The 24828-nt window shown below is 63.2% G+C and carries 21 protein-coding genes; 5 read left to right on the forward strand and 16 right to left on the reverse strand.

Annotated elements, in window-relative coordinates:
* Positions 1–7 precede the first annotated feature (7 nt).
* Positions 8–574, reverse strand: a complete 567-nt coding sequence (locus ACREXZ_RS26950) for a methyltransferase family protein (RefSeq protein ID WP_431767187.1) — start codon at positions 572–574, stop codon at positions 8–10.
* Between the two features lie 2 nt (positions 575–576).
* Positions 577–1488 carry an alpha/beta fold hydrolase gene (locus ACREXZ_RS26955; protein ID WP_431767188.1) on the reverse strand — a complete coding sequence of 304 codons (912 nt, stop codon included), beginning with the start codon at positions 1486–1488 and terminating at the stop codon, positions 577–579.
* 1220 nt (positions 1489–2708) lie between these two features.
* Here ACREXZ_RS26955 and ACREXZ_RS26960 point away from each other — a divergent pair.
* The 5 genes from ACREXZ_RS26960 (at position 2709) to ACREXZ_RS26980 (ending at position 8591) form a co-directional block, all read left to right on the forward strand.
* Positions 2709–3977 carry a hypothetical protein gene (locus ACREXZ_RS26960; protein ID WP_431767189.1) on the forward strand — a complete coding sequence of 423 codons (1269 nt, stop codon included), beginning with the start codon at positions 2709–2711 and terminating at the stop codon, positions 3975–3977.
* Positions 3974–4786 (forward strand): class I SAM-dependent methyltransferase, encoded by an 813-nt coding sequence (locus tag ACREXZ_RS26965; protein WP_431767190.1) that lies wholly within the window; start codon positions 3974–3976, stop codon positions 4784–4786. Before ACREXZ_RS26960 ends, ACREXZ_RS26965 begins: the two co-directional genes overlap by 4 nt.
* A gap of 14 nt (positions 4787–4800) precedes the next feature.
* Entirely contained in the window at positions 4801–6405 is a 1605-nt protein-coding gene (locus ACREXZ_RS26970; RefSeq protein ID WP_431767191.1) for an ABC transporter permease subunit, read from the forward strand.
* A complete protein-coding gene (locus ACREXZ_RS26975) occupies positions 6392–7060 on the forward strand; it encodes a polar amino acid ABC transporter permease (RefSeq protein ID WP_431767192.1) in 669 nt (222 codons plus the stop codon). Before ACREXZ_RS26970 ends, ACREXZ_RS26975 begins: the two co-directional genes overlap by 14 nt.
* A 112-nt stretch (positions 7061–7172) precedes the next feature.
* On the forward strand, positions 7173–8591 hold the full coding sequence (locus ACREXZ_RS26980) for an MFS transporter (protein ID WP_431767193.1): 1419 nt from the start codon (positions 7173–7175) through the stop codon (positions 8589–8591).
* 16 nt (positions 8592–8607) lie between these two features.
* On the opposite strand, the gene ACREXZ_RS26985 is transcribed toward ACREXZ_RS26980, so the two are convergent.
* From ACREXZ_RS26985 to ACREXZ_RS27050, 14 genes are all read right to left on the reverse strand, one after another.
* Positions 8608–9615: a DUF2891 domain-containing protein gene (locus ACREXZ_RS26985; RefSeq protein WP_431767194.1), complete on the reverse strand. Its 1008-nt coding sequence runs from the start codon at positions 9613–9615 to the stop codon at positions 8608–8610.
* Between the two features lie 157 nt (positions 9616–9772).
* Complete coding sequence (locus ACREXZ_RS26990) at positions 9773–10168, reverse strand: hypothetical protein (protein ID WP_431767195.1); 396 nt, start codon at positions 10166–10168, stop codon at positions 9773–9775.
* 69 nt (positions 10169–10237) lie between these two features.
* On the reverse strand, positions 10238–11629 hold the full coding sequence (locus ACREXZ_RS26995) for a SidA/IucD/PvdA family monooxygenase (RefSeq protein WP_431767196.1): 1392 nt from the start codon (positions 11627–11629) through the stop codon (positions 10238–10240).
* A 261-nt stretch (positions 11630–11890) separates the two neighbouring features.
* A complete protein-coding gene (locus tag ACREXZ_RS27000) occupies positions 11891–13195 on the reverse strand; it encodes an NAD(P)/FAD-dependent oxidoreductase (protein WP_431767197.1) in 1305 nt (434 codons plus the stop codon).
* Positions 13195–14487 (reverse strand): NAD(P)/FAD-dependent oxidoreductase, encoded by a 1293-nt coding sequence (locus tag ACREXZ_RS27005; protein ID WP_431767198.1) that lies wholly within the window; start codon positions 14485–14487, stop codon positions 13195–13197. The genes ACREXZ_RS27000 and ACREXZ_RS27005 overlap by 1 nt, the downstream gene beginning before the upstream one ends.
* A gap of 69 nt (positions 14488–14556) precedes the next feature.
* Complete coding sequence (locus ACREXZ_RS27010) at positions 14557–16158, reverse strand: DUF3138 family protein (protein WP_431767199.1); 1602 nt, start codon at positions 16156–16158, stop codon at positions 14557–14559.
* A gap of 36 nt (positions 16159–16194) precedes the next feature.
* The gene (locus ACREXZ_RS27015) at positions 16195–17103 is read right to left on the reverse strand and encodes an ABC transporter permease subunit (protein WP_431767200.1); all 909 of its coding nucleotides are present in this window, start codon (positions 17101–17103) and stop codon (positions 16195–16197) included.
* Positions 17100–18074, reverse strand: coding sequence for an ABC transporter permease subunit (locus ACREXZ_RS27020; protein ID WP_431767201.1), 975 nt, complete (start codon positions 18072–18074; stop codon positions 17100–17102). Before ACREXZ_RS27020 ends, ACREXZ_RS27015 begins: the two co-directional genes overlap by 4 nt.
* Complete coding sequence (locus tag ACREXZ_RS27025; protein WP_431767202.1) at positions 18071–19225, reverse strand: ABC transporter ATP-binding protein; 1155 nt, start codon at positions 19223–19225, stop codon at positions 18071–18073. Before ACREXZ_RS27025 ends, ACREXZ_RS27020 begins: the two co-directional genes overlap by 4 nt.
* A gap of 195 nt (positions 19226–19420) precedes the next feature.
* Positions 19421–20542 (reverse strand): polyamine ABC transporter substrate-binding protein, encoded by a 1122-nt coding sequence (locus tag ACREXZ_RS27030; protein WP_431767203.1) that lies wholly within the window; start codon positions 20540–20542, stop codon positions 19421–19423.
* Positions 20543–20620: 78 nt separating this feature from the next.
* Complete coding sequence (locus tag ACREXZ_RS27035) at positions 20621–22054, reverse strand: aspartate aminotransferase family protein (RefSeq protein WP_431767204.1); 1434 nt, start codon at positions 22052–22054, stop codon at positions 20621–20623.
* A 24-nt stretch (positions 22055–22078) separates the two neighbouring features.
* Positions 22079–23413, reverse strand: a complete 1335-nt coding sequence (locus ACREXZ_RS27040) for a glutamine synthetase family protein (RefSeq protein ID WP_431767205.1) — start codon at positions 23411–23413, stop codon at positions 22079–22081.
* Positions 23414–23473: 60 nt separating this feature from the next.
* Complete coding sequence (locus tag ACREXZ_RS27045; RefSeq protein WP_431767206.1) at positions 23474–24250, reverse strand: gamma-glutamyl-gamma-aminobutyrate hydrolase family protein; 777 nt, start codon at positions 24248–24250, stop codon at positions 23474–23476.
* Positions 24251–24540: 290 nt separating this feature from the next.
* Positions 24541–24765, reverse strand: a complete 225-nt coding sequence (locus ACREXZ_RS27050; RefSeq protein WP_431767207.1) for a hypothetical protein — start codon at positions 24763–24765, stop codon at positions 24541–24543.
* Positions 24766–24828: the final 63 nt, after the last annotated feature.

A 24828-nucleotide genomic window follows, 5' to 3' on the forward strand; every position in this document is an offset into this window, starting at 1 on the left:
CGATGGATCAGTACAGTCCCGGCACCAGCGCGTGAACTTCGCGCCGGTACACGCGGTAGCCTTCGCCGAAATACTCGGAGAGCCAGTGCTCCTCGACGCGGACCTTGTACGCGAGCGACGCGAAGATCAGCGCGAAGCCGATCACGCCAGGCCATTCGCCGCGAATCAGCGCCGAGCCGATCACGCCGAGCAGACAGCCCGTGTAGATCGGGTGACGCACGAGCGCATACGGTCCGGTGCGGATCAGTTCGTGTGCATCTTTCAGCGTGACCGACACGCTCCAGTTCGTGCCGAGATGCAGGCGGGCCCACACCGTAAACGCGAGCCCTGCAGCGAGCACGGCGAGACCGACGGTCTGCAACCAGCCGAAATCATCCGCGTTGCTGCGCAGGCCGAATGCGACCGGCGGCAGCACGATCAGCGCACCGCCGAGAATCAGCGGCAGCGCCTGCAGCCTGCGCGACAGATCGCTCTCGCGACGCACGGTCTGCTTCGTGCCGGACGACGCGCGGACCCAGTACGCGACCCACATCAGCCACGGAATCAGAATGGCGGCAGAACGCAGGTAGGACATGCTCAGGCTCCGAATGACGTATTGAATCCGATGGGAGCAAACGTTTGCTCCTGTGGCGCAGGAACTGGCGAGGGTGCCGGTGTATGCACGGGCGCGCCGTAAAAACCGAGGATTTCATCGCGCACCGCGGCGGCCTGTGCGCGGCCTTCGAGATCGAGGAAGTGACCGGCGTTGGGGATCGACGCGAACTGCGCGCCTTTCACGTAAGGCAAGATCTGCCGGATATCGTGTGCGGTCGTATGTTCGTCGAGCGCGCCGTTGATGAACTTCACCTGGCAGCGGATATCCGCGAGGCGCGGCAGGTAGGCCGCCGGTTCCAGCGCGAGGATCTGGTCGACGTGGAACGCGACCTGATCGACCTCGTCCTTCGGCAGGGCGGTCAGGTAGCGGTAGTTCAGCAGCTTCACGATGCGCGGCAGGTGCTGTCCGACGGTATCGTTGAGCAGTTGTGCAGCGAGCCGGTTTTCGCTGCGCGAGAGCAGGTCGCGTGCGCTGGTGATGTAGCGGACCATCGCATCGTTCAGGTGCGGCGAGAACGAGCAGATCGTCGCCCGGCGAATGCTGCTCGCGCCGCGGGAGAGTGCGAGCAGCGCCGCCAGTCCGCCCCAGGACACCGAGCAGAGAAAGGCCGGTTTGAAACGATGGATCAGTTCGAGCAGGATGTCGACCTCGTCGTCTTTGGTCAGCACGGACGAGGTCTTGTTGTGCTGGCGCGACTGTCCCGCGTACGGTAGATCGAAGCACACGACGTTGTACCGTTCGCCCATGTACTTGATCGTCTGACCGAACGACGCGGTAGTTGCGAGCGCCCCATTGATCAGGATGACGCTGTCGGCATCGGGATGAAAAACGTGCCGTTCGACATGCACGTTGAACGAATTCGCGAGGCGAACGACCACTTTCTCGACAGGCATGTCATCTCCGCGTTTCGAAAGACAAAACGATCCACCATCGCGCCACGAGGGGCGATAACCAGTGAATTACATCAGCTGAAAATCGAGGCGAGCCGCACTGAAAAATACTGCCCCGGAACAAATTGTGCGGCGCAATGTCGTGACCGGAATATAGTCTGGCGATCCGGGTAAACGCAAGGGAAAAAGTTAACGGAATTCGAATTAGTTATGCGGCTTTTTCAAAATAAACACTCTGCATAAATTTAATCAAATCGACTTGTTGCCGAGGTGACGTGCATGCACCGGCTTGCGCTGGACCGGCTTTGCGATGGTGCGCGTGAAGCGTCTACACGCACCATGTTCCGATGGCTTCGCAGCGACATGTCAACCTTGCGCGGAACGAGAACTGGTCGCAGCGATGTTCAAAAAGTGCAACTTATGCTGTGATGGAGATGCCTCAAGAGCCGCATGAAACCTCGTTCTTGCTCAAATTGCCAAGTGCGATGGCGAGACCGTCGGTGAGCTCGACCCGTCCGCTCTCCGATGCAGCTCGCGCGGTTGCAGGCGACGCGATTCATGGTGCCGAGCACATCGTCCTTCGTCGTCGTCCGTTGTTTCGGAGCGTTCTTCCGGACCATCGCAGGCGGTGTCGCTCAGGTCGCGGAACGCGATACAGGCGTTTGAATTAGGCGAATGAATGGACGATTTGCTCTATTTAATTCCACTTGGAATAGATTATGGGAAATTGGAAGATTTAGATTAAATTCGGTACTTAAATCGATTCTAATTATTCAAGCAAGAAAAATCTCCCGATTCCCTTTGCATCATCGAAGGGCACGTCTGCGGGTACCTGCACTCGAACCGGGCGCCGTGGTCATCCGTTCGCCCGCGTGACTTTTGGCCCATGGCGTCGCTGCAAACGAATGCCACATTTCCGTCGACCCAGCCGGTTTTTACACTGGCTTCGACCGTCGCGCATCCAGTGACTCTGCTGGTGCGAAGACGGTACATGGACCTTCCTTGCGTGAACAGCACATGACGTCGCCGCAGGTCGGCAAGCCGACGAGCCGCGCGGTGCGGTGTCGACGGCAATACCGGAGGGTCATCACGATAACGAGGGCGTGCGCAGGGCCGGCGGATGAACCGCGCGGTTCCGCGCAACGCCGACCACGGTAGCCGTCGATCGTCCAGATGCCGCGGGTAACGGGGAATCCGAACGGGAATCCGACATGTGGCGAATCATGCAGAAACTCCGGCGCCCACGCGTGCTGCTGAGTGCGGTGGCGCTCGGCAGTCTCGTGTACGCGACCGTGCACGTCCTGCCGTCGCGGCACATCCGCATCGCGGCCGGACCGGTCGGCGGCAGCTTTTATGAAACCGCGGTCGAGTACCGAAAAATCATCGAACAGAAGGGCTATCGCGTCGAGATCGTGCCGTTTCAGAACACCGACGAGATCGGCGCGGACGTGGCCGACGACCGTCGTGGCCTCGACATCGGCTTCGTCGCCGAAGACCTGGGCGCGAAAGCGAGCGACAAGCTGATGTCGCTCGGCGACATCCAGTTGCAGCCGATCTTCATCTTCGAAAACAGTCGCACGGCCGCCACCCGACCGATCCACGCGTTCTCCGACCTGCGCGGGATGACGCTGGTGCTGCCGCCCGAGCGCAGCCTGACCAGCCGTACGCTGCTCGGCATCTTCGCGCTGAACGATATCGACCGGCAGAACACGCACATCGAATTCCTGCCGCTCGATCAGGGCATCGACCGCCTGAAGCACGGCGCGTTCGACGTGGGGCTATTCATTCTCGCGGCCGACAGCGACCTGATGGCGGATCTCGCGAGAGACCCGAACCTGACGATAGTGCAGATCGCGCAGCAGACGGCGATCACGAAGAAGCTGACCTACCTGAAGGAAGTGAGCCTGCCCGCCGGCATCTTCGATCTTGCCCACGACCTTCCCGCGCATGACGTCGGCATGCTCGCCGCGACGATTTCGGTCGCCGCGCGTCGCGACTTGCCGCCGGCGACGACCTATGCGGTGCTCGAGGCGATGCGCGAGGTGCATCGCCGGAGCAGCTACGTCAACCGCTCCGATGAATTTCCGCGCTATTCGGGCAACGTCGATCTCGCGGAAAGCCGGGTCGACGATTTCTATCGCAACGGCACGCCGTGGACCTACGCGCATTTTCCGGCGGCACTGGCGAGCGTGGTCGACGGCTATCTCGCGCCGCTGCTCGCGCTGTGGGTCGCTGCGGGTGTCGTCAACGTGATCGCCGAGCTGGAACGCGTGCGCTTTTTCTTCATGGTCGTGTTTGCGCGTGCGGTGTTGTGGTGGATGCGCTGGCGCGCGCGCAGCGGCAGTACGCCGTCGCGCGCGATGCTCGCGGTGGTGCGGAAGATAGAGACCGCGCTCGCGAAAGAAGACCACGGCATGCACGATCTGCTGGCTCAGCTGCGGGAAGCAGTCCAGGTCCGCAGCGAGAGCACCACACCGCGGAGCGCGCAGTGACCCCAGATCGCTCTGTCGACCCCGTTGCAGCGGAGATGCAACACACGTACGACCGGTATTTTTCGAGCGAGGGCTATCGACACCGTTATCCGCAGCCCAACGCGGCGACGCTGGATTTCCTGCTGGCGAACGGCGCGCGCACTGCTACGAAGATTCTCGATTTCGGCTGCGGCAATGGCCGCTATGCGCTCGCGCTGCTCGCCGAATCGAATGCGAACGTGACCGCGTTCGACATCTCGGCCGCGTCGTTGACCGAGTTCGCCGACGCACTGAAACGCACACCGTACGGCGCACGCGTCGCCTTCGTGCACGACGATCTGACCGCGCTCGGGAAGCCTGCTTCATACGATCTCATTCTGATGCTGTTCGGAGTGCTGTCGCATGTCGGCGACCGTGCGACGCGCGTCCGCACGCTGTCGACATTGCGCCGCCTGCTGCGCAACGATGGCCGCCTGATCCTGTCGGTACCGTCGATTTTCCGGCGACGACCGTGGGAGTTGTTGAAGGCGGTGCTCGCGCGGCGCCTGGGCCGTGCGCAGCCGCCGCAAGACGAAGCGGGCAATATCCATTTCACTCGCCTGGTGAACGGCGATTCGCTGACGTTTTTCTACCACCTGTACACGCTGCGCGATCTGCGTGCGGATCTCGCGGCCGCCGGGTTCGCGATCCAGCGCTGCGAAGCGGAAAGCGTGCTGCCCGAATGGTGGGTGACGCAATCGCGCATCCTGCGCGGTCTCGACCGCATCGTGTCGCGCTGGATCGCACCCTCGCTCGGTTACGGCATCCGCGTGCTGGCGCGGCCGGTATGAGGGCGCCCGCACGTTTGCACAGAACCTGCTCCCTGTGTGCGCTTGTCTGCCTGACGCTCGCCATCTTCGCAGCGACTGACACCGCGCACGCGGCCGGACTGCTCGACACGATCCGCCAGCGCGGCGTGCTGGTCGTCGCGGTGAAGACCGACTATCCACCGTTCGGCATGCTGTCGCGCGATGCGGTGCAGCAGGGCTTCGAGCACGATCTCGCCGCCGATCTCGCGGGACGGCTCGGCGTGCAGCTGCGCACCATCGGTGTGACCAGCACGAACCGGCTTCAGGTGCTTGACGAAGGTCGCGCGGACGTCACGATCGCGACGCTCGGCGACACGTCGGAGCGGCGCCAGATCGCGACGCTGATCGAACCGGACTACTACTCGTCCGGCGTGACGCTGATGACGCGCCCCGACAGCACGCTGAAGACGTGGGCCGGTATTCGCGGCGAGACGGTGTGCGCGACGCAGGGCAGCTATTTCAACCGGACCGTGGCGACGCGTTATCTGGTGAATCTGCAGATCTACGCAAACGGCCGCGACGCAAAGCTCGGCGTGCGCGACCGGCGCTGCGTCGGCTGGCTGTTCGACAACACCGCGATCGCAGGCGATCTGTTGACACCCGAATGGCACGGCTACCGCATCGGTCTGCCGCCCGAACTCATGACGCCGTGGGCGATCGCAATCGCGCGCGCGGCGAAGGGCGATCCGCTCGAACGCTTCATCGGCGATACCGTCGCGGACTGGCACCGAAGCGGCACGCTGATCGCGCTCGAACGCAAATGGAGTTTGCCGCCTTCGACTTTTCTCGCGGACATGCATACGTTGTGGACCCGGCGCGAACCGGACGGTGCATGGGTGTGCCGTCGTCAGGCAGACGGGCAGTGGCCGCCCGCATGCCGCAATCCGATCTTCGTCACGTCGACCGATGTGAGCGGTCTGCGCAGTTGGGGTCTGCGCGTATTCGAGAAGACCGGCATCAATCTGACGTACATCTACGACGATTACGAACGCGGCGAATTTCTGCATGGGCTGTGGCTGACGCTCGCGCTGACCGTCTGCTGCGTATCAGGCAGTCTCGTGTGCGGCATCGCGCTCGCGCTGCTCGCCGCGCACGAATGGCCCTGCATCAGTAGAGCGTTGCGTGGCTTCGCGCTGATCGCGAGAATGACACCACCGCTGTTGCAGATCTACGTGCTGGTGTTCGGTGTCGGTAGTCTCGTCGCCGCGCGCTGGGGTCTTCAGTGCAATGCGTTTGCGGCCGTGGTGGCATCGCTGAGTCTTTATACCGGCGCCGGTGTGATGCAGGCGCTCGAAGATGCCGCGCATCACGAACGCCGGCTCGCACCGGATTTCTCGCTGCGTATCGCGACTCTGGGTGGGCTGATCCGTCATGCTTCGGCCTCGATCACCGCGCTGCTCGTCAACGTGACGAAGGCGACGATGATGGCGAGCGCCGTCGCCGTACCGGAGCTGCTGTCGGTCTCGACGTCGATCGTTGCCGAGCACGGCAACGTCGCGACGATGATGAACACGCTGATGCTGATGTTCCTGCTGCCCGTGTTCGGTGTGCTGGGCCTGCTGCGCTGGATGGAAAAGCGGGGAGCCCATGAACGGCCTTGAACACACCGCGAGCGTCGGCGACATCGTGAGCCTGTTGTTTGCGTGGACGCCGTTCCTTGCGGGCGGCTTCATGTGGAACATCGCGATCTCGGTAATCGCGATGATCGTCGGCACCGTGTGCGGCTATCTGCTGATGCGGCTGAGTGCATCGTCGCGGCGCGCGTGCGCGAACACGGGTATCACGGTTACCGGACTCACGCGCAACATACCGACGTTCGTGTTCCAGTTCTATCTGGTTTTCATGCTGCCCGATACATTGCCACTGCCGTTCGCGGCTGCACGCATGCCGTTTCCGTCGTGGCTAAAGGCTGCGCTCGCACTTGCACTCGCGGTGTCCGCCTTCGTGTCCGACCATCTGCTGCGCGCCGTGCGTGCGTGGCGCGCGGGCTGTCGACGCGACGCGCATCTGTTCGTGTCGAGCTGGGGCAACTACTTCGTGATCGTCGTGATGGCGTCGTCGACGGCATCGGTGATCGGCGTGCCGGAAATCGTCAGCCGTTGCAATACCGTGGTCAATGCGGCCGGCAGGACGGACATGATGCTGTGGGTGTACCTGTACGCGATGGCGTGGTTCTTCGCGTTCTGCTATTGCGCGACGTTGCTGATCCGCAGGCTGTCGCATAGCCTTGATCGCCGGCTCTCCGAAGACGCGTAACCTCTGACAGTCCCCTGGTTCGGTGAATTGAAAGCCACGTGCAGCTAGAATGCAGGCCGGACCCGCATCCGGCCTTGCATGCCGGCGGGGAACAGTCGAACGAGGAGACGACATGGCATCATCCGACCGACCCGGATCCGTCGCACATATGAATACAACCATCGACGCCGGCACGATCTCGGCGCGGCTCGACCGCTTGCCCGCGACACGCTCGATCTGGAAGCTCGTCGTGCTGCTGAGTCTCGGCTTCTTCTTCGAGCTATACGACCTGCTGTACACCGGCTACGTCGCGCCTGGCCTCGTCAAAAGCGGCCTGCTGACGTCGACCACCCAAGGCCTGTTCGGCACGACCGGTGTCGCGAGTTTCATCGCGGCGCTGTTTGCGGGTTTGTTCATCGGCACGATCGCGTGCGGCTTTCTTGCGGACCGCTTTGGCCGTCGCGCGATCTTCACGTACTCGCTGCTGTGGTACACCGTCGCGAACGTCGTGATGGCGTTTCAGGAGACCGCGACGGGCCTCAACTTCTGGCGCTTCGTCGCGGGCATCGGCATCGGCGTCGAGCTCGTGACGATCGGCACGTACATTTCCGAGCTGGTGCCGAAGCACATTCGTGGCCGCGCGTTCGCGTGCGAGCAGGCAGTCGGTTTCACCGCGGTGCCGGTGGTCGCGTTTCTCGCGTACCTGCTGGTGCCGCGCGCGCCGTTCGGCCTCGACGGCTGGCGCTGGGTCGTGCTGATCGGCGCGCACGGCGCACTGTTCGTCTGGTGGATCCGCCGGCAGTTGCCGGAAAGCCCGCGCTGGCTCGCGCAGCAGGGGCGCCTCGACGAAGCGGATGGCGTGATGCGGATGCTCGAAGCGAAAGTGCAGGCTGAGACAGGACAGCCGCTGCCGTTGCCCGCACCGGCTGCGCCGGTCGTCGCGCAGGGCCGTTTTGCCGACATGTGGGTGCCGCCATACCGCAGCCGCACGCTGATGCTGGTGATCTTCAACGTGTTCCAGACAGTCGGCTTCTACGGCTTCGCGAACTGGGTACCGACGCTGCTGATCAGGCAAGGCATCACGGTAACGACGAGCCTGATGTATTCGACCGTGATCGCGCTTGCTGCGCCGATCGGTCCGTTGATTGGCCTCGTGATCGCCGATCGTTTCGAGCGCAGGACGGTGATCGTCGCGATGGCCGGCGCGAACATCGTCTGCGGGCTGTGGTTCAGCCAGGTCGCGGACGCGGTGCTGCTCGTGACGCTCGGCATCGGCCTCACGCTCGCGAACAACATCATGTCGTACAGCTTCCACGCGTATCAGTCGGAACTGTTCCCGACCGGCATCCGCGCGCGGGCCGTGGGCTTCGTCTATTCGTGGAGCCGCTTCTCGGCGATCTTCACCGCGTTTTTGATCGCCTGGGTGCTGCGGCTTTTCGGCACGGTCGGCGTGTTCGTGTTTATCGCGGGCGCGATGGCGATCGTGATGCTCGCGATCGGTCTGCTCGGTCCTCGAACGCGGGGTATCGCGCTCGAGGACATCTCGCACTGACGATGCCTGTGCAGGCTTACGCTTCGAGCGCGAGCGTCGCGAACGTGGCGAGCCAGTGCTCGCCCATGTAGTCGCCGGCGACGTGGTCGAGCGCGCTGTCCAGATGGCGTTGCGCGGCATCTTCAAGCCGTGCACGCCGCGCATTGCCTGCGGGCAACGCGCGGGCGAGCGAACGCTGGCACCACGCGCGGCTCAGGTTGAGCCCGTCCAGATGCGCGATCTTGCCGTCGCTGCGATCGGTCACGGTAACCGGCACGAACAGCGTCGCGGGCTCGCCTTGCGCGAGATCGGGCAGGAAGCGCGCGAACCAGTCGGCGAACGCTTCCGCCGGTAGCACGCGGCGCATCAGTTCGGCCTCCATCAGCGACGGCGACAGGAATTCGTCACCCGCGGGCTCCCAGGCCTGGCACCCGACGTCGTTCAGATACCAGCGCTTCGCCGTATCGACGATCAACGCGGCCAGCGCATCGCGCGACGTCGTGCGCGCGAAATCGAGCGACAGCGCGAGTGCGAACGCCATGTTGAAGTGCGTACCGACGCGCAGCGGATAGGTCGCCTTCGGCAGGAATTCCTCGAAGCGCTCGACGAACGCGTCGGTGAGTGGCGCGAACGTCGCGGCCCAGCGCGCGGCATGCGGATGCTTCAGCGTGTCGAGCTGCGCCGACAGCGCGAGCAGCCACGCCCAGCCATACGGACGCTCGAAGCCGCGATTGTGCGGCAGGTCGAGGTACGCTCGTTCGGCGGCCACGTTCGCGTCCGTGAAGTGCTCGTCGACCAAAGCGACGATGCGCTCGGCCTCGGGCAGATCGGGATAGCGTTCGAGCAGATGCAGCACGAGCCAGTAGCCGTGCACGCACGAATGCCAGTCGTAGCTGCCGTAGAAGATCGGATGCAGCGCGCGCGGGCCCTGCACGTCCTGCGGGCCGGCGAGCGCATGCGTGAGCTTGTTCGGGTATTCGCGCGTCAGGTGATCGAGCGCGAGCGTAGCGAATTTCGCTGCGATAGCGGAAGTGAGTTGGGTCATCGGTGACTCTCTGGATGAGGTGGGCGGGGTCCGGCGCGGGTGTCCGTAGCTAATCGCCAGGCGCGTCACAGCGAACGTGGCAGACAGAAAAGCCGGTCATGAGACCGGCTTTTCTGACGTCGGGTGCAAGGCCGTGAGGCAAGCCTGCGAGAACACCTTATCCGACGGCTGCGCGCTTGGCAGCGGCTTTCCTCGCAGGAGAAGCGCGTCTAGCCGAGGCCGCCTTTGCAGCGCTTGCTCGCGCCATTCCAGACGGCTTCTTCTGCAAAAGAGCCGCCGGGACAGATTTGGTCAGACCGGAGGGGGTCGATTTTGCGCGCGCGGCTGTGCCGGATCTGGCAGTTACATCAGAGACGACTACCTTGTTTGCCTTCTGGATGACAACAGGCTTGCCAAGGGTCGCGCCGAGCTTTGCTGCCTCCATGCCCATCTTGATATACATCCGGACCAGGTCATTTTTGCTGCGACGACCGGCATACGCCTCGTCGCGCAACTCGTCGTCGATGTCCGGGTCCATATACACCGTGCGGAGGACGAGATTTTTGTCTGCCATGCGCTACTCCTTGTCGGACCGGGGCCCGTACGTTCATATGTATACGTATACACCTTTATTGACCGACGTTCAAGAAACGTTGATCAGTCCCGCGTGAGCGTGCAGCACCCGGTCAGCCATCGCACCGAGAACCATCAGGCTGCCGTACCCCGGCCCCAGGTTGCTCGAAAGCATTGGAGCATGAAGGGGCGGGAAGTCGTCCCAGGGCGCTCCCTTTAACTGTAAGGCCTTTCCCATCAATTGCTGCCAGCCGGGACGCAGGTCTGCCTCTTTTTTGATTCTGGCAGGCAGCCCCTTGATGAGGGACAGAAACCACCACGGATCGAAACCCGAACAATCGACGAGCATCACGGGTTCCGCAGAATAAGACGTGCCGTCTCCGCGCTTGACCTCCAGATTTATCTTGTCCTTACCAGTCGGCTTGACGAACTGGGCGCGGCCATCGACCATCGTAAAGTTGGTGGCGGAAGACACCTGGTCCATTACCGTCGCCCACACCACGCCTCGATTCAGTCTGTCGAAGAACGCTTTCCGGCTATCGGGAGACAAACTTTCCCACTGCGTGGGGTCGCTAAAAAGCCGATTCTCGAAGACGCTGTCGACTCGCGTGTAAAGCGCCGCCTGGTTGGCAACGATCTGGATTGGCAGATCCTTCGCACCATTGGCGACAAGCCAGGAGAGAATGGCAGCGGCAGTTCCTCCCGCGCCAATTAACACAATAGGATTGGCTAACGCGCCCAACTTTTGCTGCTCTTTTGCGGCTCTCGCGAGGCACTTCTTCACCTCATCGTGCCGCAGCCAGAAACTGGCGCCATCGAAGATTCGCGCAGCCGGCAGCGGGTCTCCAGAGCCGGGTCTCGTTTTGACGGAGCGGGCCGGGCCGGGTCCGGTCACAACAACAGCGTCGAAGTGAGTGCGGTGCACGGAGACGTTCCCGTTGGCATCTTCACTCTTGATACGCCATTTCTCTGGGGCTGCCTTGGCCAGTTCGGTGACCTTTCCGATCTCGACCTTTTGTCCGGACTCGTCAACCACCCATTTGAGATAGTCCGCGAAGTCCTTATGAAGCGGCGGCTTGCGCCCACCGTCGACCCAGGTGCTGTACGCGCGTCGGTCACCTTTCGAGCGACCGTGCAGAAAACGTCCCCACGAAAATCGAGAAGCCATTTCGACGTCCAGTGACTTGTCGAACATCGAGCGGTAGGGATAGCCGACATCTCTCTCAGCGATGGTGCACAGTCGTTGTTCGCCGTTCGTGTAGCCGCCTTTTCCCGACCAGTAGGCTCCGATCTCACTGGATTCGAAAATTGTCACATTGACCGTAACGCCCCTGCCGGAGTTGCTCAGAACCGAAGCCTTGGCAGCGAGAGCAGCGGCTTTTGGGCCACCACCTACAATCGCGATCTGAACAGGCTCATTCGGATTTCTCTTTGCCTTCTTGGCAACGTTTGCAGTAGGCATTTTTGAATTGGCGATTGACCTCGGAATGAATGACTATGCCTTGTCGATTCGAGGCGCGTCAACTCGCCCACCAGGAGCACGGCAGATAGGACGATGGGGCGCGTCGGGCTCGTCTTTCCTCGCACGCAGCCTGGCAGGAAAACGCTAGTGGCAAAGGGCAGCCGCAGTAAAACTCGTATCCGCACTCGGCCGGGACGCAAGCGGGCGGCCGGACACTACTGCAAAAATTTTGCCCCTCGTTACAGGAGAAATACGGAACGGTCAGAACAGCTCAAGTATCCGGTGATACAACATCCCAATCTCAAGCGCCGGCCCACGCAGCGCAGGCCCACCCGGAAACCGCGCATGCCGCAGCTTCGCAAACAGATCGAACGCGGCGCTCTCGCCGGCCATCGCCTGAGCGACAACGCGCCCCGCGATCCCGGTTAGTGCGACACCGTGACCAGAAAAGCCCTGCACGTAGAAGTAATTCGGATCGATCCGGCCGAAGTCCGGTGCGCGATTGCGCGTGACGTCGACGAAACCGCCCCAGGCGTAGGCCGTTTTCACGTCGGCGAGCTGCGGGAACACGTCGAGCATCCGTACACGGATCGCATCGGCGAGCTGCGCCGGCGACGCGCCGGACGAACTCGCGCGCCCGCCGAACAGCACGCGGTGATCGGCCGACAGACGGAAGTAGTCGAGAACGAAATTGTTGTCGCAGATCGCTTCGCGTCCCACGATCAGCGCGTTCGCGCGCGCCTCGCCGAGCGGTTCGGTGGCGACGATGTACGACGCGATCGGCGCGATGCGCGCGGCGATGCCGGCGGGCAGTACGTCGCCCATCGTCGCGTTGCCGCAGGCAGCGACGAAGCGGCAGCGCACCTCGCCCGCCGCGGTGCGCACGACCGGACGCGCGCCGCGCACGACCTCGACCACCGCCGAATGCGCGAACAGCTGCGCGCCCTCGCGTCGTGCAGCGTCGGCGAGTCCGAGGCAATACTTGAGCGGATGCAGATGGCCGGACAACGGATCGTAGACGCCTGCCAGATAACGCTTCGATGCAATACGCGCCCGTATCGCGTCGGTGTCGAGCCACGACAGCTGCGCGTACCCCCAGCGCTGCGTCGCCGCATCCATCCACGCGCGCAGGTCGGGCACGCGTTTCGGTTTCGTCGCGACGGTCAGATAGCCGGACGTGAAATCGCAATCGATACCGTAGTGCTCGACCCGTTCGCGGATCAGCTTCACGCCTTCGACCGACAGCGCCCACGCCGCGCGCGCGCCGTCGAGTCCAAGCTGCTGTTCGATCACCGGGTCTTTCGCGAAACCGACGATCATCTGTCCGCCGTTGCGACCCGATGCGCCCCAGCCCGGCCGGTGCGCATCGACGACGATCACTGAAAGACCGCGCGCGCGGCATTCGAGCGCCACCGACAGCCCTGCGAAGCCCGCGCCGATCACGCACACGTCGGCCTCGTGCGACCCTTGCAGCTGGGGATCGTCGGTGGACGGGCGCGTCGCGCTCGCTTCGTAGTAAGAGTCGCGGATCAGGTCATCCGCGCGGCGGTCGAGACTGTCAGCCATCAAAGCAGATCCTTCAGGCGATACCACGCCATCGCCAGTACGAGTGCAGGGGTGCGCAGTGTAGCGCCGCCGGGGAAATCGCGGTGTTCGATCTTGCCGAACAGGTCGAAACGCGACGCCTGACCGTCGATCGCCTCGGCGATCATTTTGCCCGCGAGCCCGGTCGTGTTGACGCCGTGCCCCGAGAAGCCCTGCGCGAAATAGACGGTCGGCTCGATGCGGCCGAAGTGCGGCGCGCGGTTCATCGTGATGTCGACGAAACCGCCCCACGCGTAATCGACTGCGACGTCCTCGAGTTGCGGGAACGTCTTCAGCATGTCGCTGCGCATCGCCTGCGCGAGATTGTGCGGCTCGAGTGTCGAGTAGCTGACCTTGCCGCCCCACAGCAGCCGGCCGTCCGGCGCCGGGCGAAAATAATCGAGCACGAAACTGCTGTCGCACACGGCCGCCTGCGCGGGCATCAGCGCTTGCGCGCGGGCTTCGCCGAGCGGCTCGGTCGCGATCACGTAGGTGCCGACCGACATGATCTTGCGCGCGACGGCCGGTGCCAGCGTATTGAGGTACGTGTTGCACGCGAGCACGACGAACTGCGCACGCACGGTGCCGCGTGCAGTCCGCACAACGTGCCGGCCGTCTTCGCGGCGCAGCGCGGTGACGCAGCTGTCCTCGAAGATCCGCGCACCCGCGGCGACGGCGGCGCGCGCGAGGCCGAGCGTGTAGTTGAGCGGATGCAGATGGCCGCTGTCCTGATCGAACAGGCCGCCGAGGTAGCGCGACGACTGCACGTACTGGCCGAGCGCATCGCGTTCGACATAGCGCAACCGGTCGTAGCCGAAGCGCGATGCCGCGGTATCGCGCCACTGCCGCAATGCGTCGACGTCGCGCGGCTTGTTCGCAGCGGTCAGGTAGCCCGCGGTCAGATCGCAGTCGATCTGATGCTTCTCGACGCGCATGCGCACGATGTCGAGCGTTTCCAGGCCCATCGCCCAGATGCGCTGCACGTCTTCTTCGGGCAGATATTTGGCGAACGTATCGATGTCGCACGCGAAGCCGCCGATCAACTGGCCGCCGTTGCGTCCGCTCGCGGCCCAGCCGACTTTCGATGCTTCGAGCACAGCCACCGAATGGCCGCGCTCCGCGAGATTCAGCGCGGTGGAGATGCCGGTGAGACCGGCGCCGATCACGCATACGTCGACGGCGATGTCGGTGTCGAGCGGCGGATGAACGGTCGTGTCGTTGACGGTAGCCGCGTAGTAAGACGCGACATGAGGTTGCTGCGAAAAGCTGGCCATAGGCAGAGACACAAAAGAGAGCCGAAACGCGGTGCAGTAATGCATCGCACCGCGCTCCAGCCTGATACGTTAGAACGCGTAGATCAGCTGCGTGCCGACCAGGTCGTTGGACTTCGCGTACGAGCCGTCGTTGCGCAGGAACACGTGTTTGTTCGCCCAGTCGTGCCGGTATTCGACCTTCACGGTGATCTGCTGGGTCGGATAAAACAGCAGGTCGAGCGCGACGTCCTGATGGATCGCGCCCTTGCACTCGAAGCCGAGGCCGCCGCCTGCCTTCGAATTGGCAAGGCAGTCCGCGCCGATGCCGAAGCCATCCGCCGTATCCATGCCGTTCGAGTTCAGCGCGACACCGCCGCCGCCGCCGCCGTTCTTGCTGTCGACGAGTGCGTCATAACGTGCGGTCACGCCCATCCGGCCCACCACCGGCATGCTGAACTTGCGGTGCGCGAGCAGCGAGATACCGTACCATTGTGCCTGCCCGCCGTTGAACGCCGCGTTCTGCTGCTGGCCGTAGTCGACTTCGGCGTTGTACTGCACGTCGGCCTGGGTGTAGGCCAGGTCAGCTTCGCCGAAGAAGAACAAACCATACGGGTTGCTCGCCCCGCCGCCGACCCCGTAGACACCGTTGCCGTTGTTGTCAACGGACGCCGCCAGCGTCTGGCGTCCGATATTGAACGAGCCGCCGATATCCAGCGCGCTCGACCACGTGTAATCGAGGCGGGCCGTGAAGGTCGGGATCTTGTTGCTGCTCGTGATCGGATCGCCCAGCGCGTTGGTGCCCGTCTGCACCACGGAACCATACGTGCGGTACTGTTCATTGCCCAGCATGAACTTCCACGCCCAGTTGCTGCCGTCACCCGTGTAGTTCACGCCGACGCCGATATAGCTGCCCGGATCGGAGAAGTCATACAGCAGGTTGTGCGTGAGCGTCAGCATCTGGTTCGACTGCTGCACTTCATAGCCGCCGAAGCTTGGCATCAGGCCGGCCACGAAGGTCGTCGTCGCGGTAACCGGCACCGTGATAACCGCCGTGTTCAACAGGTTGTTGCCGATGTTGCCGTGCTCGTTTGTCAGCAGCGTGATGCCGTTGCCCCGGTTCGGCATCAGCGTGACTTCCGCGGACGGCGCCATCGGGCCAACACCGAAGGTCTTCTTGATGTCGAGGTACAGATCGCCGAACGTGCTGTTGAAGTAGTTGTAGCTGCTTTCGTGGTTCCCGAACAGGAACGACGAACTGCTTGCCGCACGGTTGTAGATGTAGGTCGGGTCGAGATAGCCAGTCACCGAAAGACCTGCGAGCGGTCCGGTATTCGCCGCATCGACCAGCGAATCGACCTTCAGCTGCTGGTTGGCGATCTGCTGCTTCATCGCGCCGACCTGGTCGTTGGTCAGTGACGCCTGCGCGTTGCCGTAGTCTGGTGACGACACGTCGACCGGCGCCGCCGCGACCGCCGGCGTGCCCGCCTTGCCCGCAACGCCTGGCGAGGCCGCGACCGCGGGCGCCCCCGGCGCCGCCTTCTTGCTGGCGACCTGAGCCCGCAATTCCTTGACCTCTTTTTGCAGCGCGTTCAACTGCGCCTGCATCGCCTTTAGCTGGGCGCTGGTGGAGTCGGCCAGCGCGACACCCGGTAGGGTTCCCGCGACCAGCAGACAGATCAGTTTCATCTTCATTGACGTTCTCCTTGTAGTCGTATTGCGAGGCACTGCTTATGCGCGGGCCGCGTCGAGCGCCTGGGTCACGGCGGCAGGTTGAAGGGAAGGGGTGACTGGGTCCGTCGCGGGCGGCGCGAACGCGAGCTGCATGTCACGCGTGTGCTTGCGGTCGCGCGCCAGCATCCACTGGTTGACCGCGATCACGCCGATCGTCACGATCGTGATGAAGATCGTCGCAAGTGCGTTCATCTCCGGATTCAGGCCGAGCCGGACGCGCGAGAACACGACGAGCGGCAGCGTTGTCGAGCCCGGACCCGACAGGAACGCGGACAGCACGAGGTCGTCGATCGACAGCGTGAACGACAGCAGCCAGCCGGCCATCAGCGCTTGCGAGATCAATGGCAGCGTGATCAGGAAGAACACCTTCAGCGGCGTCGCGCCGAGATCGAGCGCGGCTTCTTCGAGCGACTTGTTCAATTCCTTCACCCGCGACTGCACGATGATCGCGACGTACGACACGCACAGCATCACGTGGCCGATCCAGATGGTCAGGACGCCGCGTCCCTTCGGCCAACCAAGCATCTGCTCGAGCGCGACGAACAGCAGCAGCAGTGAGATGCCCTGGATCACCTCGGGAATCACGAGCGGCGCGTTGATCATCCCGGCGAAGAGCGTGAAGCCGCGAAAGCGGCCGAAGCGCGCGAGCACGAAACCCGCCCACGTGCCGATCATGACTGATGCGCATGCGGTCATCAGGCCGATCTTCAGCGACAGCCACGCGGCGGTCAGCAGCTCGTCGTCCTGCAGCAGCGCGCCGTACCACTTCAGCGAGAAACCCGACCACACGGTGACGAGCTTCGACTCGTTGAACGAAAACACCACGAGGCTGATGATCGGGATGTAGAGGAACAGAAAGCCCAGCGTGAGCACGCCGGCGGAGATGCGTTTGTTTGGCTGAATCATTTCGCGCCCTCCAGTTCCTTGACCTGGTAGTACTGGAACACGGCCATCGGCACGAGCAGCAGCAACACCATCGCGACCGTGACGGCGGATGCCATCGGCCAGTCCATGTCGTTGAAGAATTCATCCCACATCACGCGGCCGATCATCAGCGTGTCGGCGCCGCCGAGCAGTTCTGGAATCACGTACTCGCCCACCGCGGGAATAAACACCAGCAGACTGCCGGCGATGATCCCGTTCTTCGACAACGGCAGCGTGATCCGCGTGAACGCGGTCCACGGTTTGGCGCCCAGATCGTAGGCGGCTTCGAGCAGCGTGAGGTCCATCTTCACGAGGTGCGCGTAGAGCGGCATCACCATGAACGGCAGGTACGAGTACACCATGCCGATATAGACGCCGGCATCGGTGTGATAGAGGCGTAGCGGGGAGTGGATGATGCCGAGCGCGATCAGCGTGTGATTCAGCAGGCCGTCGTCCTTGAGGATGCCGATCCATGCATAAACGCGGATCAGAAACGACGTCCAGAACGGCAGCATCACGCCCATCATCAGCAGGTTGCGCGTGGCCGGTGCCGAGCGCGCGATGTAGTACGCGATCGGATAGCCGATCAGAAGACAGCAGATGGTCGATACCGCGGCCATCTTCAGCGAACTGAGGTAGGTCGCCGCATACAGGCTGTCCTGCAGCAGGAACGCGTAGTGGCCGAGCTGCAGCGCGAAGTGGATCATGCCGTCCTTCGCGGTCAGCAGCTCGGTGTACGGCGGAATACCGAGCCGCAGATCCGCGAAGCTGATCTTCAGCACGAGCACGAACGGCAGCGCGAAGAACAGCGCAAGCCAGATGAACGGCACGCCGATCACCGTGGTGCGGCCTGACGGTACGAAGCGCGACAGATAGCGACTGAGCCGTGACGTGGACGAAGCGCGCTGGCCTGGGGCGAGCGCGACGGAGGAGGTGGGGGCGGTCGTTCTCATTGCGTCAGCACCACGCCGCTTGCCGGCGACCAGTGGACGAACACGTCGTCGTTCCACGAGGGCGCGCCCTCGCTCATCAGGTGCGAACTGGAGAGATTCGACACGACCACCTTGCCGCTCGGCAGTCGCACGTGATACAGCGAGTAGCTGCCCATGTACGCGACGTCGGAGACGATGCCGTGTGCCCAGTTATGCGGTGCGGCGGGGCGCTCGCGCGACACTCTCACGCGCTCGGGGCGCACCGAGATGCCGACCGGCATCCCGAGCGGCCCGGTTATGCCGTGACTGACGTACATCCGTGCTTCAAGGTCTTCGCTCTCGACGAAAATGTGGTCCGGCTCGTCTTCGACGACGACGCCCTCGAACAGGTTGGTCGTGCCGATGAACTCGGCGGAGAAGCGGCTGTTCGGAAATTCGTAGACCTGCGACGGCGAACCGATCTGCACGATACGGCCTTCGCTCATCACCGCGAGCCGGCCGGCCATTGTCATCGCTTCTTCCTGGTCGTGTGTCACCATCACGCAGGTCACGTCGACCTTCTCGATGATGTTGACCAGTTCGAGCTGGGTCTTCTGGCGGATTTTCTTGTCGAGCGCGGACATCGGTTCGTCGAGCAGCAACAGCTTCGGCCGCTTGACGAGCGATCGTGCGAGCGCAACGCGCTGCTGCTGGCCACCCGACAGCTGATGCGGTTTGCGCTGCGCGTACTTGCTCATCTGCACGAGGTTCAGAACATCGGCGACGCGCTCCTTGAGTTCGTTTTTCGGCACGCCTTCCTGCTTCAAGCCGAACGCGACGTTCGACTCGACCGTCATGTGCGGAAAGAGCGCATACGACTGGAACATCATGTTTACCGGGCGTCGGTAGGGCGGCAGCGCGGCGAGGTCTTCGCCCTCGACGAAGATGCGCCCCGACGTGATCGTCTCGAGCCCCGCGAGCATGCGCAGCAGCGTGGACTTGCCGCAGCCCGAGCTACCGAGCAGCGCGAACAGTTCGTTCTTCGCGATGGTCAGGCTTACGTTGTCGACAGCGATGCTGTCGCCGAATTTCTTTACGACGTTTTCGATGCGGACGAAATCGTCCGATGTCGTTTTCGTCGCGGCCGTTTGACCTGCCGGCTGGGCGGTCTGAGGGGAAGGCGTCGAGTTCATGGTGTAACCATTCGTTGCGGATCGCAGGCGTAAGCGTCCCCGTGCGAGGTGCGCGAGCCACTCACAAAGCGTGAAGCGATCGGAAAACATGGGACTGCGCGTGTGACGGCGCAGGCTAACTACCGTACTGCGTACTTCAGGCGGGCAGGGATCGAGCGACCCCTGCGCCGCGGATGTCGTCAGCGGTTAAGAGATTCAGTGACCTGTTTTCAGCTGTGCCCACAGGCGGTTCTGGAGTCGCAGGATGTCCGTCGGCATCGGCCGCATCAGCGTCATCTTGCCCAGCACCTCGTCGCCCGGATACACGGTCGTGTCCTGCGAGACACCCGGAATCACGAACTGACGCGCGGCCTTGTTCGCGGTCGGGTAGAACACTTCGTTGGTGATCGCGGCGTTGACCTTCGGGTCTTCGATGTAGTTGATCCACTTCATCGCGGCTTCCGGATGCGGGGCGTCCTTCGGCACGACCATCACGTCGAACCACAGCAGACCGCCTTCCTTCGCATTGGAGAACTTGATCTCGTACGAGCGCTTCGCTTCCTGCGTGCGGCGGCGTGCGATGCCGACGTCGCCGGACCAGCCGAGCACGACGCAGACGTCGTTGTTCGCGAGATCGTTGATGTAGCCCGACGAGTTGAACTGCGTGATGTACGGGCGGACTTTCTTCAGCATTTCGAACGCGGCCTGGTAGTCGGCGGGGTTCGTGCTGTTCGGATCCTTATGCAGGTACTGCAGCGCCGCGGCGAACACGTCGACCGCCTGATCGAGGAACGACACGCCGCAGCCCTTCAGCTTCGACAGGTTCGCCGGATCGAACACGAGCGACCAGCTGTCGACCGGCGCATTGGCGCCGAGCGCCTTCTGGATGGCCTGCACGTTGTAGCCGATGCCGTCGGTGCCATAGGCCCACGGTACACCGTACTGGTTGCCCGGATCGGCGTCGCTGATCAGCTTCATCAGCACCGGGTCGAGGTTTTTCAGGTTCGGCATCTGCGCCTTGTCGAGCTTCTGGTAGACGCCCGCCTGAATCTGTTTGGCCATGTAGTTCGACGTGGGCACGACGATGTCGTAGCCCGAACTGCCCGCGAGCAGCTTCGCCTGCAGCGTGTCGTCGCTGTCGTAGTTATCGTATTTGACGTGGATGCCGGTCTCTTTCTCGAAGTTCGGAATCGTGTCCTTTGCGATGTAGTCGGACCAGTTATAGACGTTCAGCTCGTTGTCGGCGGCAAGCGCCGGCGAGACCGGGAGCGCGACGAGCCCTGCAACGACAGCCAGTGCGGCCCCCGCGACCGCATGACGAAGATGACGAACACTCATGGTTTTTTCCTCTGAAGTTGAGATCCCGGCATGGCTTGACGGCGTGTGGGTCGCCGCGCCTGCCGGGACGGACTGCCGTTACCAGACACCTACTTGTTGCGCGGTCGCGTCGAGTGCCTGTTTCGCCTTCGACACGATCTCGTCGATTTCCAGCTTCGTGATGACGAGCGGCGGCGACAGCAGCATCCGGTCGCCGGTCGCACGCATGACCAGGTTGCCGTTGAAGCAGAAGTCGCGGCAGATCGTGCCGACGTCGCCACCGTTCGCGAAACGCTTCCGCGTTTTCGGCACTTCGGCGAGCTGCAGACCCGCGACGAGCCCCGTGCCGGCGATGTCGCCGACGATCGGATGTCCCGCGAACGTGTCGCGCAACTGCTGCTGAAAGTACGGACCCGTGTCGGTCTTCACGCGCTCGACGATCTTCTCGTCGCGCAGCAGCTTCAGGTTCGCGACTGCGACCGCCGCCGCGACCGGGTGCCCCGAATACGTGAGGCCGTGATTGAATTCGCCGTTCTCGACGATCGCCTTTGCGATGCGATCGTGCAGACCGACCGCGCCCATCGGCACATAACCGCTCGTCAGACCTTTCGCGAGCGTGATCAGGTCGGGCTCGAAGCCGAAGTGCTGATGCGCGAACCACTCGCCGGTGCGGCCGAAACCGCCGATCACTTCATCGGCGACGAGCAGGATGTCGTACTTGCGGCAGATGCGCTGGATTTCCGGCCAGTACGTGGACGGCGGGAAAATCACGCCGCCCGCCCCCTGGAAAGGCTCACCGATAAATGCGGCGACGTTCTCCGCGCCGAGTTCGAGAATCTTCGCTTCGAGCTGCTGCGCACGGGCGAGGCCGAACGCTTCCGGTGTTTCGTCGGCCGCTGCTTCGCCGAAGAAATACGGCTGGTCGATGTGCACGATGTGCTCGACCTTCGATGGCATCTGCTCATGCATGTAGCCCATGCCGCCGAGCGTACCGCCCGCGATCGTCGAGCCGTGATAACCGTTCTTGCGCGAGATCACGTATTTCTTCGCGGACTTGCCTTGTGTCGCCCAGTATTGATGGACGATACGCAGTACTGTGTCGTTGCCTTCCGAGCCGCTGTTGCAATAGAAGAAGTGGTTGAACGGCGCGGGCGCAAGTTCGGCGAGCAACGCCGACAGTTCGATGACCGGCGGATGCGTGGTCTTGAAGAACGTGTTGTAGAAGGGCAGTTCCTGCATCTGCCGGTACGCGGCATCGGCGAGTTCCTTGCGGCCGTAGCCGACGTTCACGCACCACAGGCCGGCCATCCCGTCGATGATCTTGTTGCCGTCCGAGTCCCACAGGTACACGCCCTTCGCCTTCACGATCACGCGGCTACCCGCGCGATTCAGCGCGCCCATGTCGGAGAACGGGTGAATGTGATGCGCGGCGTCGAGCGCGCGGTATTCGGCGGTGCTGCGTACCTGTGCCTGCGCGCCCGCGGCGGGCTGTGCGGGCTGGATGTACGCGGAATCCTCGATTCTGTAACTCATGTTGCCTCCAGTTGTTCTGGCTGCTCAAACGTGCAGCAGCAAATGCCGGCGTTCCCACGAACTGATCACGCGGAAGAACGCGCCGTATTCGGTTTCCTTCAATGCGAGGTACGCCTTCACGAACGGCTCGCCAAGCATGCTCGCGAGCGGTTCGCATGCGCCCATCAGCGTCAGGCCTTCCTCGAGATTGCGCGGCAGCTGGTACGGCTGCTCGTAGCCGTCGCTCGTGAGCGGCTCGGTCGGCGTCAGGCGCTGCGTCATGCCGAGATAGCCGGCCGCGAGTGTCGCGGCGATCGCGAGGTACGGGTTGCAGTCCACGCCGGGGATGCGGTTCTCGATGCGTCGAGCGGCCGGTCCCGAATGCGGAATGCGGAAACCCACCGTGCGGTTGTCGTAGCCCCACTGCACGTTGATCGGTGCGGCCATGAAGCGCGACAGCCGGCGGTACGAGTTGATGTACGGCGCGAAGATCGGCATCAGTGCGGGCGTGTATTTCTGCAGCCCGGCGAGGTAGCCGTGGAACAGGTCGGTCGGCTGGTTGTTCTTGTCGGTGAAGAGATTGAGGCCGGTTTCTTCGTCGACGAGGCTCTGATGGATGTGCATCGCCGAGCCGGGTTCGTTCTCCATCGGCTTTGCCATGAACGTCGCGTACATGTGGTGACGCAGCGCGGCTTCGCGCACCGTGCGCTTGAACAGGAACACACGGTCGGCGAGATTCAGCGGGTCGCCGTGCATGAAGTTGATTTCCATCTGCGCCGCGCCGACCTCGTGGATCAGCGTGTCGACCTCGAGCTCCTGGATGTCGCAGTACTCGTAGATGTCTTCGAAGAGCGGATCGAACTCGTTCACCGCTTCGATCGAATACGCCTGACGTCCGGTTTCCGGCCGGCCCGTACGGCCGATCGGCGGCTGCAGCGGCAGGTCGGGGTCCTTGTTCATGTCGACCAGATAGAACTCGAGTTCCGGTGCGACCACCGGTTTCCAGCCCTTTGCCTTATACATTTCGAGCACGCGGCGCAGCACGCGGCGCGGCGAGATTTCGACCGGCGTGCCATCGAAGTGCACGCAATCGTGGATCACCTGAGCGGTTGGATCGACGGCCCATGGAATGATGCGGATCGTCGACGGATCGGGGACGCACACCATGTCGGGATCGGTGACGCCGGTCAGCGTGCCGTCTTCCGGATAGTCGCCGGTGACGGTCTGGATCATGACGGCCTGTGGCAGGCGCATCGACTCTCCGGATTCGAACTTGCTGCGCGGAATGATCTTGCCGCGCGCGATACCGGCCATGTCGGGGATGATCGCTTCGATCTCGGTGATGCGGTGCTTCTTCAGGAATTCGTCGATCTCATGCATGATTTTTCTCTCTAGGTTTACGTGGGCCGAGGCTACGGTGCGATTGCCGGCGGATGCCGGTCAATTCGCGCACGCGGCGGCGGCCCTGTTCCGTATTCGCGCCCGGCAAGCGTCGCCGAACGCGCGGAATATCGCGGTGGATAACGGGTCGGCAGCGTGCTTCCATTCCGGATGCCACTGCACGCCGAGCGCGAAAGCCGCTGCGCCCGCGACGCTCACCGCTTCGATCAGTCCGTCCGGTGCCACGGCTTCGGTGACGAGGCCGTCGCCGAGCCGCTCAATGCCCTGACCGTGTAACGAGTTCACGCGCACGTCGATCGCGCCGTTCGCGAGCCGCTGCAGCAGACCGCCTTGGGTCAGCTTGAGCGCATGGGACGGTCCGTACTGCACGTCGAGCACGTCTTCCTTGTTCTCGCGATGGTCGTCGAACCCCGCCACGGCATGCACGCTCTGATGCAACGTGCCGCCGAACACCACGTTCATTTCCTGAAAGCCCCTGCAGACCGCGAGCACGGGTACGCCTGCGTCGATCGCGGCGCGCATCAGCGGCAGCGTCGTCGCATCGCGGGCCGCGTCGTGCAGCGTGCCGGGTTTGCTCGGATGGCCACCGTAACGCTGCGGCTCGACGTTCGAATAGCTGCCGGTGAAGAGCAGCCCGTCGACCGTCCGCAGGATGTCGGAAGCGGCCTGCCGGTCGCCGAGCGCGGGCAGCAGCATCGCAAGCGCCTGCGACCCGTCGACGATCGCGGCGATGTACTTCTCGCCGACGGTGTGCGACGGATGCGCTCCCATCATCGTTCTGTCGGCGCTAATGCCGACGAGGGGCTTCGTATGCATAACGAATCGTGGTGTCGAAGTGGATCGGGGTGCGGTCAGTGCACCATACACGCGGCACGATTCCGCTGCCGTGCGCGGATGCGCAAGGCCGCTGGAAACAGCGGGCGGACGGTCGTCAGCGGACCGCGCCGCGTGTGACGAACAGACTGGCTGTTCGCTTCGATCCGCGGCGTCGCGCGGCCGGCGCAATGCGCGGGAACGACACGCGAGTGCATACCGTCACCGGCGCAGAACAGTGCGCGGCGCGCTGACGCAGACGGACGAAGCGAACGGCGAAAGGAGGGAAGGCGCTACGGCAGCAGCGAAGCGACTTCGTCGGTGCGCACAGCGATGAATGCGCGCGCGGAAACGGCGTTGTGGCGTCTGACTGAACGGCGGGAAAGGATCGTGAAGACGGACAGAAAGCGGCGAAACGCAAGCCTGCCGTTGCTGCCGTCGGCGATGGAGCAGTCAGCGCGAAAACATCTCGCCGGCTGACTACGATCCCACCTAACCAAAGGGCCTCGGACTCTCACGATTACACTCGACCTGGTGTTGAAACTGTTGAACGCCCCACCCGATAAAACGCAAAAAGCGTT

Origin of the sequence: Paraburkholderia sp. (assembly GCF_050742655.1) — a bacterium.
Classification (GTDB): Bacteria; Pseudomonadota; Gammaproteobacteria; order Burkholderiales; family Burkholderiaceae; genus Paraburkholderia.

What these genes read in the sequence shown, in the direction of transcription:
- ACREXZ_RS26950 (WP_431767187.1), bottom strand. Translation starts at nt 574, where the DNA reads ATGTCCTACCTGCGTTCTGCCGCCATTCTGATTCCGTGGCTGATGTGG.
- ACREXZ_RS26955 (WP_431767188.1), bottom strand. Translation starts at nt 1,488, where the DNA reads ATGCCTGTCGAGAAAGTGGTCGTTCGCCTCGCGAATTCGTTCAACGTG.
- ACREXZ_RS26960 (WP_431767189.1), top strand. Translation starts at nt 2,709, where the DNA reads ATGCAGAAACTCCGGCGCCCACGCGTGCTGCTGAGTGCGGTGGCGCTC.
- ACREXZ_RS26975 (WP_431767192.1), top strand. Translation starts at nt 6,392, where the DNA reads ATGAACGGCCTTGAACACACCGCGAGCGTCGGCGACATCGTGAGCCTG.
- ACREXZ_RS26980 (WP_431767193.1), top strand. Translation starts at nt 7,173, where the DNA reads ATGGCATCATCCGACCGACCCGGATCCGTCGCACATATGAATACAACC.
- ACREXZ_RS26985 (WP_431767194.1), bottom strand. Translation starts at nt 9,615, where the DNA reads ATGACCCAACTCACTTCCGCTATCGCAGCGAAATTCGCTACGCTCGCG.
- ACREXZ_RS26990 (WP_431767195.1), bottom strand. Translation starts at nt 10,168, where the DNA reads ATGGCAGACAAAAATCTCGTCCTCCGCACGGTGTATATGGACCCGGAC.
- ACREXZ_RS26995 (WP_431767196.1), bottom strand. Translation starts at nt 11,629, where the DNA reads ATGCCTACTGCAAACGTTGCCAAGAAGGCAAAGAGAAATCCGAATGAG.
- ACREXZ_RS27000 (WP_431767197.1), bottom strand. Translation starts at nt 13,195, where the DNA reads ATGGCTGACAGTCTCGACCGCCGCGCGGATGACCTGATCCGCGACTCT.
- ACREXZ_RS27005 (WP_431767198.1), bottom strand. Translation starts at nt 14,487, where the DNA reads ATGGCCAGCTTTTCGCAGCAACCTCATGTCGCGTCTTACTACGCGGCT.
- ACREXZ_RS27010 (WP_431767199.1), bottom strand. Translation starts at nt 16,158, where the DNA reads ATGAAGATGAAACTGATCTGTCTGCTGGTCGCGGGAACCCTACCGGGT.
- ACREXZ_RS27015 (WP_431767200.1), bottom strand. Translation starts at nt 17,103, where the DNA reads ATGATTCAGCCAAACAAACGCATCTCCGCCGGCGTGCTCACGCTGGGC.
- ACREXZ_RS27020 (WP_431767201.1), bottom strand. Translation starts at nt 18,074, where the DNA reads ATGAGAACGACCGCCCCCACCTCCTCCGTCGCGCTCGCCCCAGGCCAG.
- ACREXZ_RS27025 (WP_431767202.1), bottom strand. Translation starts at nt 19,225, where the DNA reads ATGAACTCGACGCCTTCCCCTCAGACCGCCCAGCCGGCAGGTCAAACG.
- ACREXZ_RS27030 (WP_431767203.1), bottom strand. Translation starts at nt 20,542, where the DNA reads ATGAGTGTTCGTCATCTTCGTCATGCGGTCGCGGGGGCCGCACTGGCT.
- ACREXZ_RS27035 (WP_431767204.1), bottom strand. Translation starts at nt 22,054, where the DNA reads ATGAGTTACAGAATCGAGGATTCCGCGTACATCCAGCCCGCACAGCCC.
- ACREXZ_RS27040 (WP_431767205.1), bottom strand. Translation starts at nt 23,413, where the DNA reads ATGCATGAGATCGACGAATTCCTGAAGAAGCACCGCATCACCGAGATC.
- ACREXZ_RS27045 (WP_431767206.1), bottom strand. Translation starts at nt 24,250, where the DNA reads ATGCATACGAAGCCCCTCGTCGGCATTAGCGCCGACAGAACGATGATG.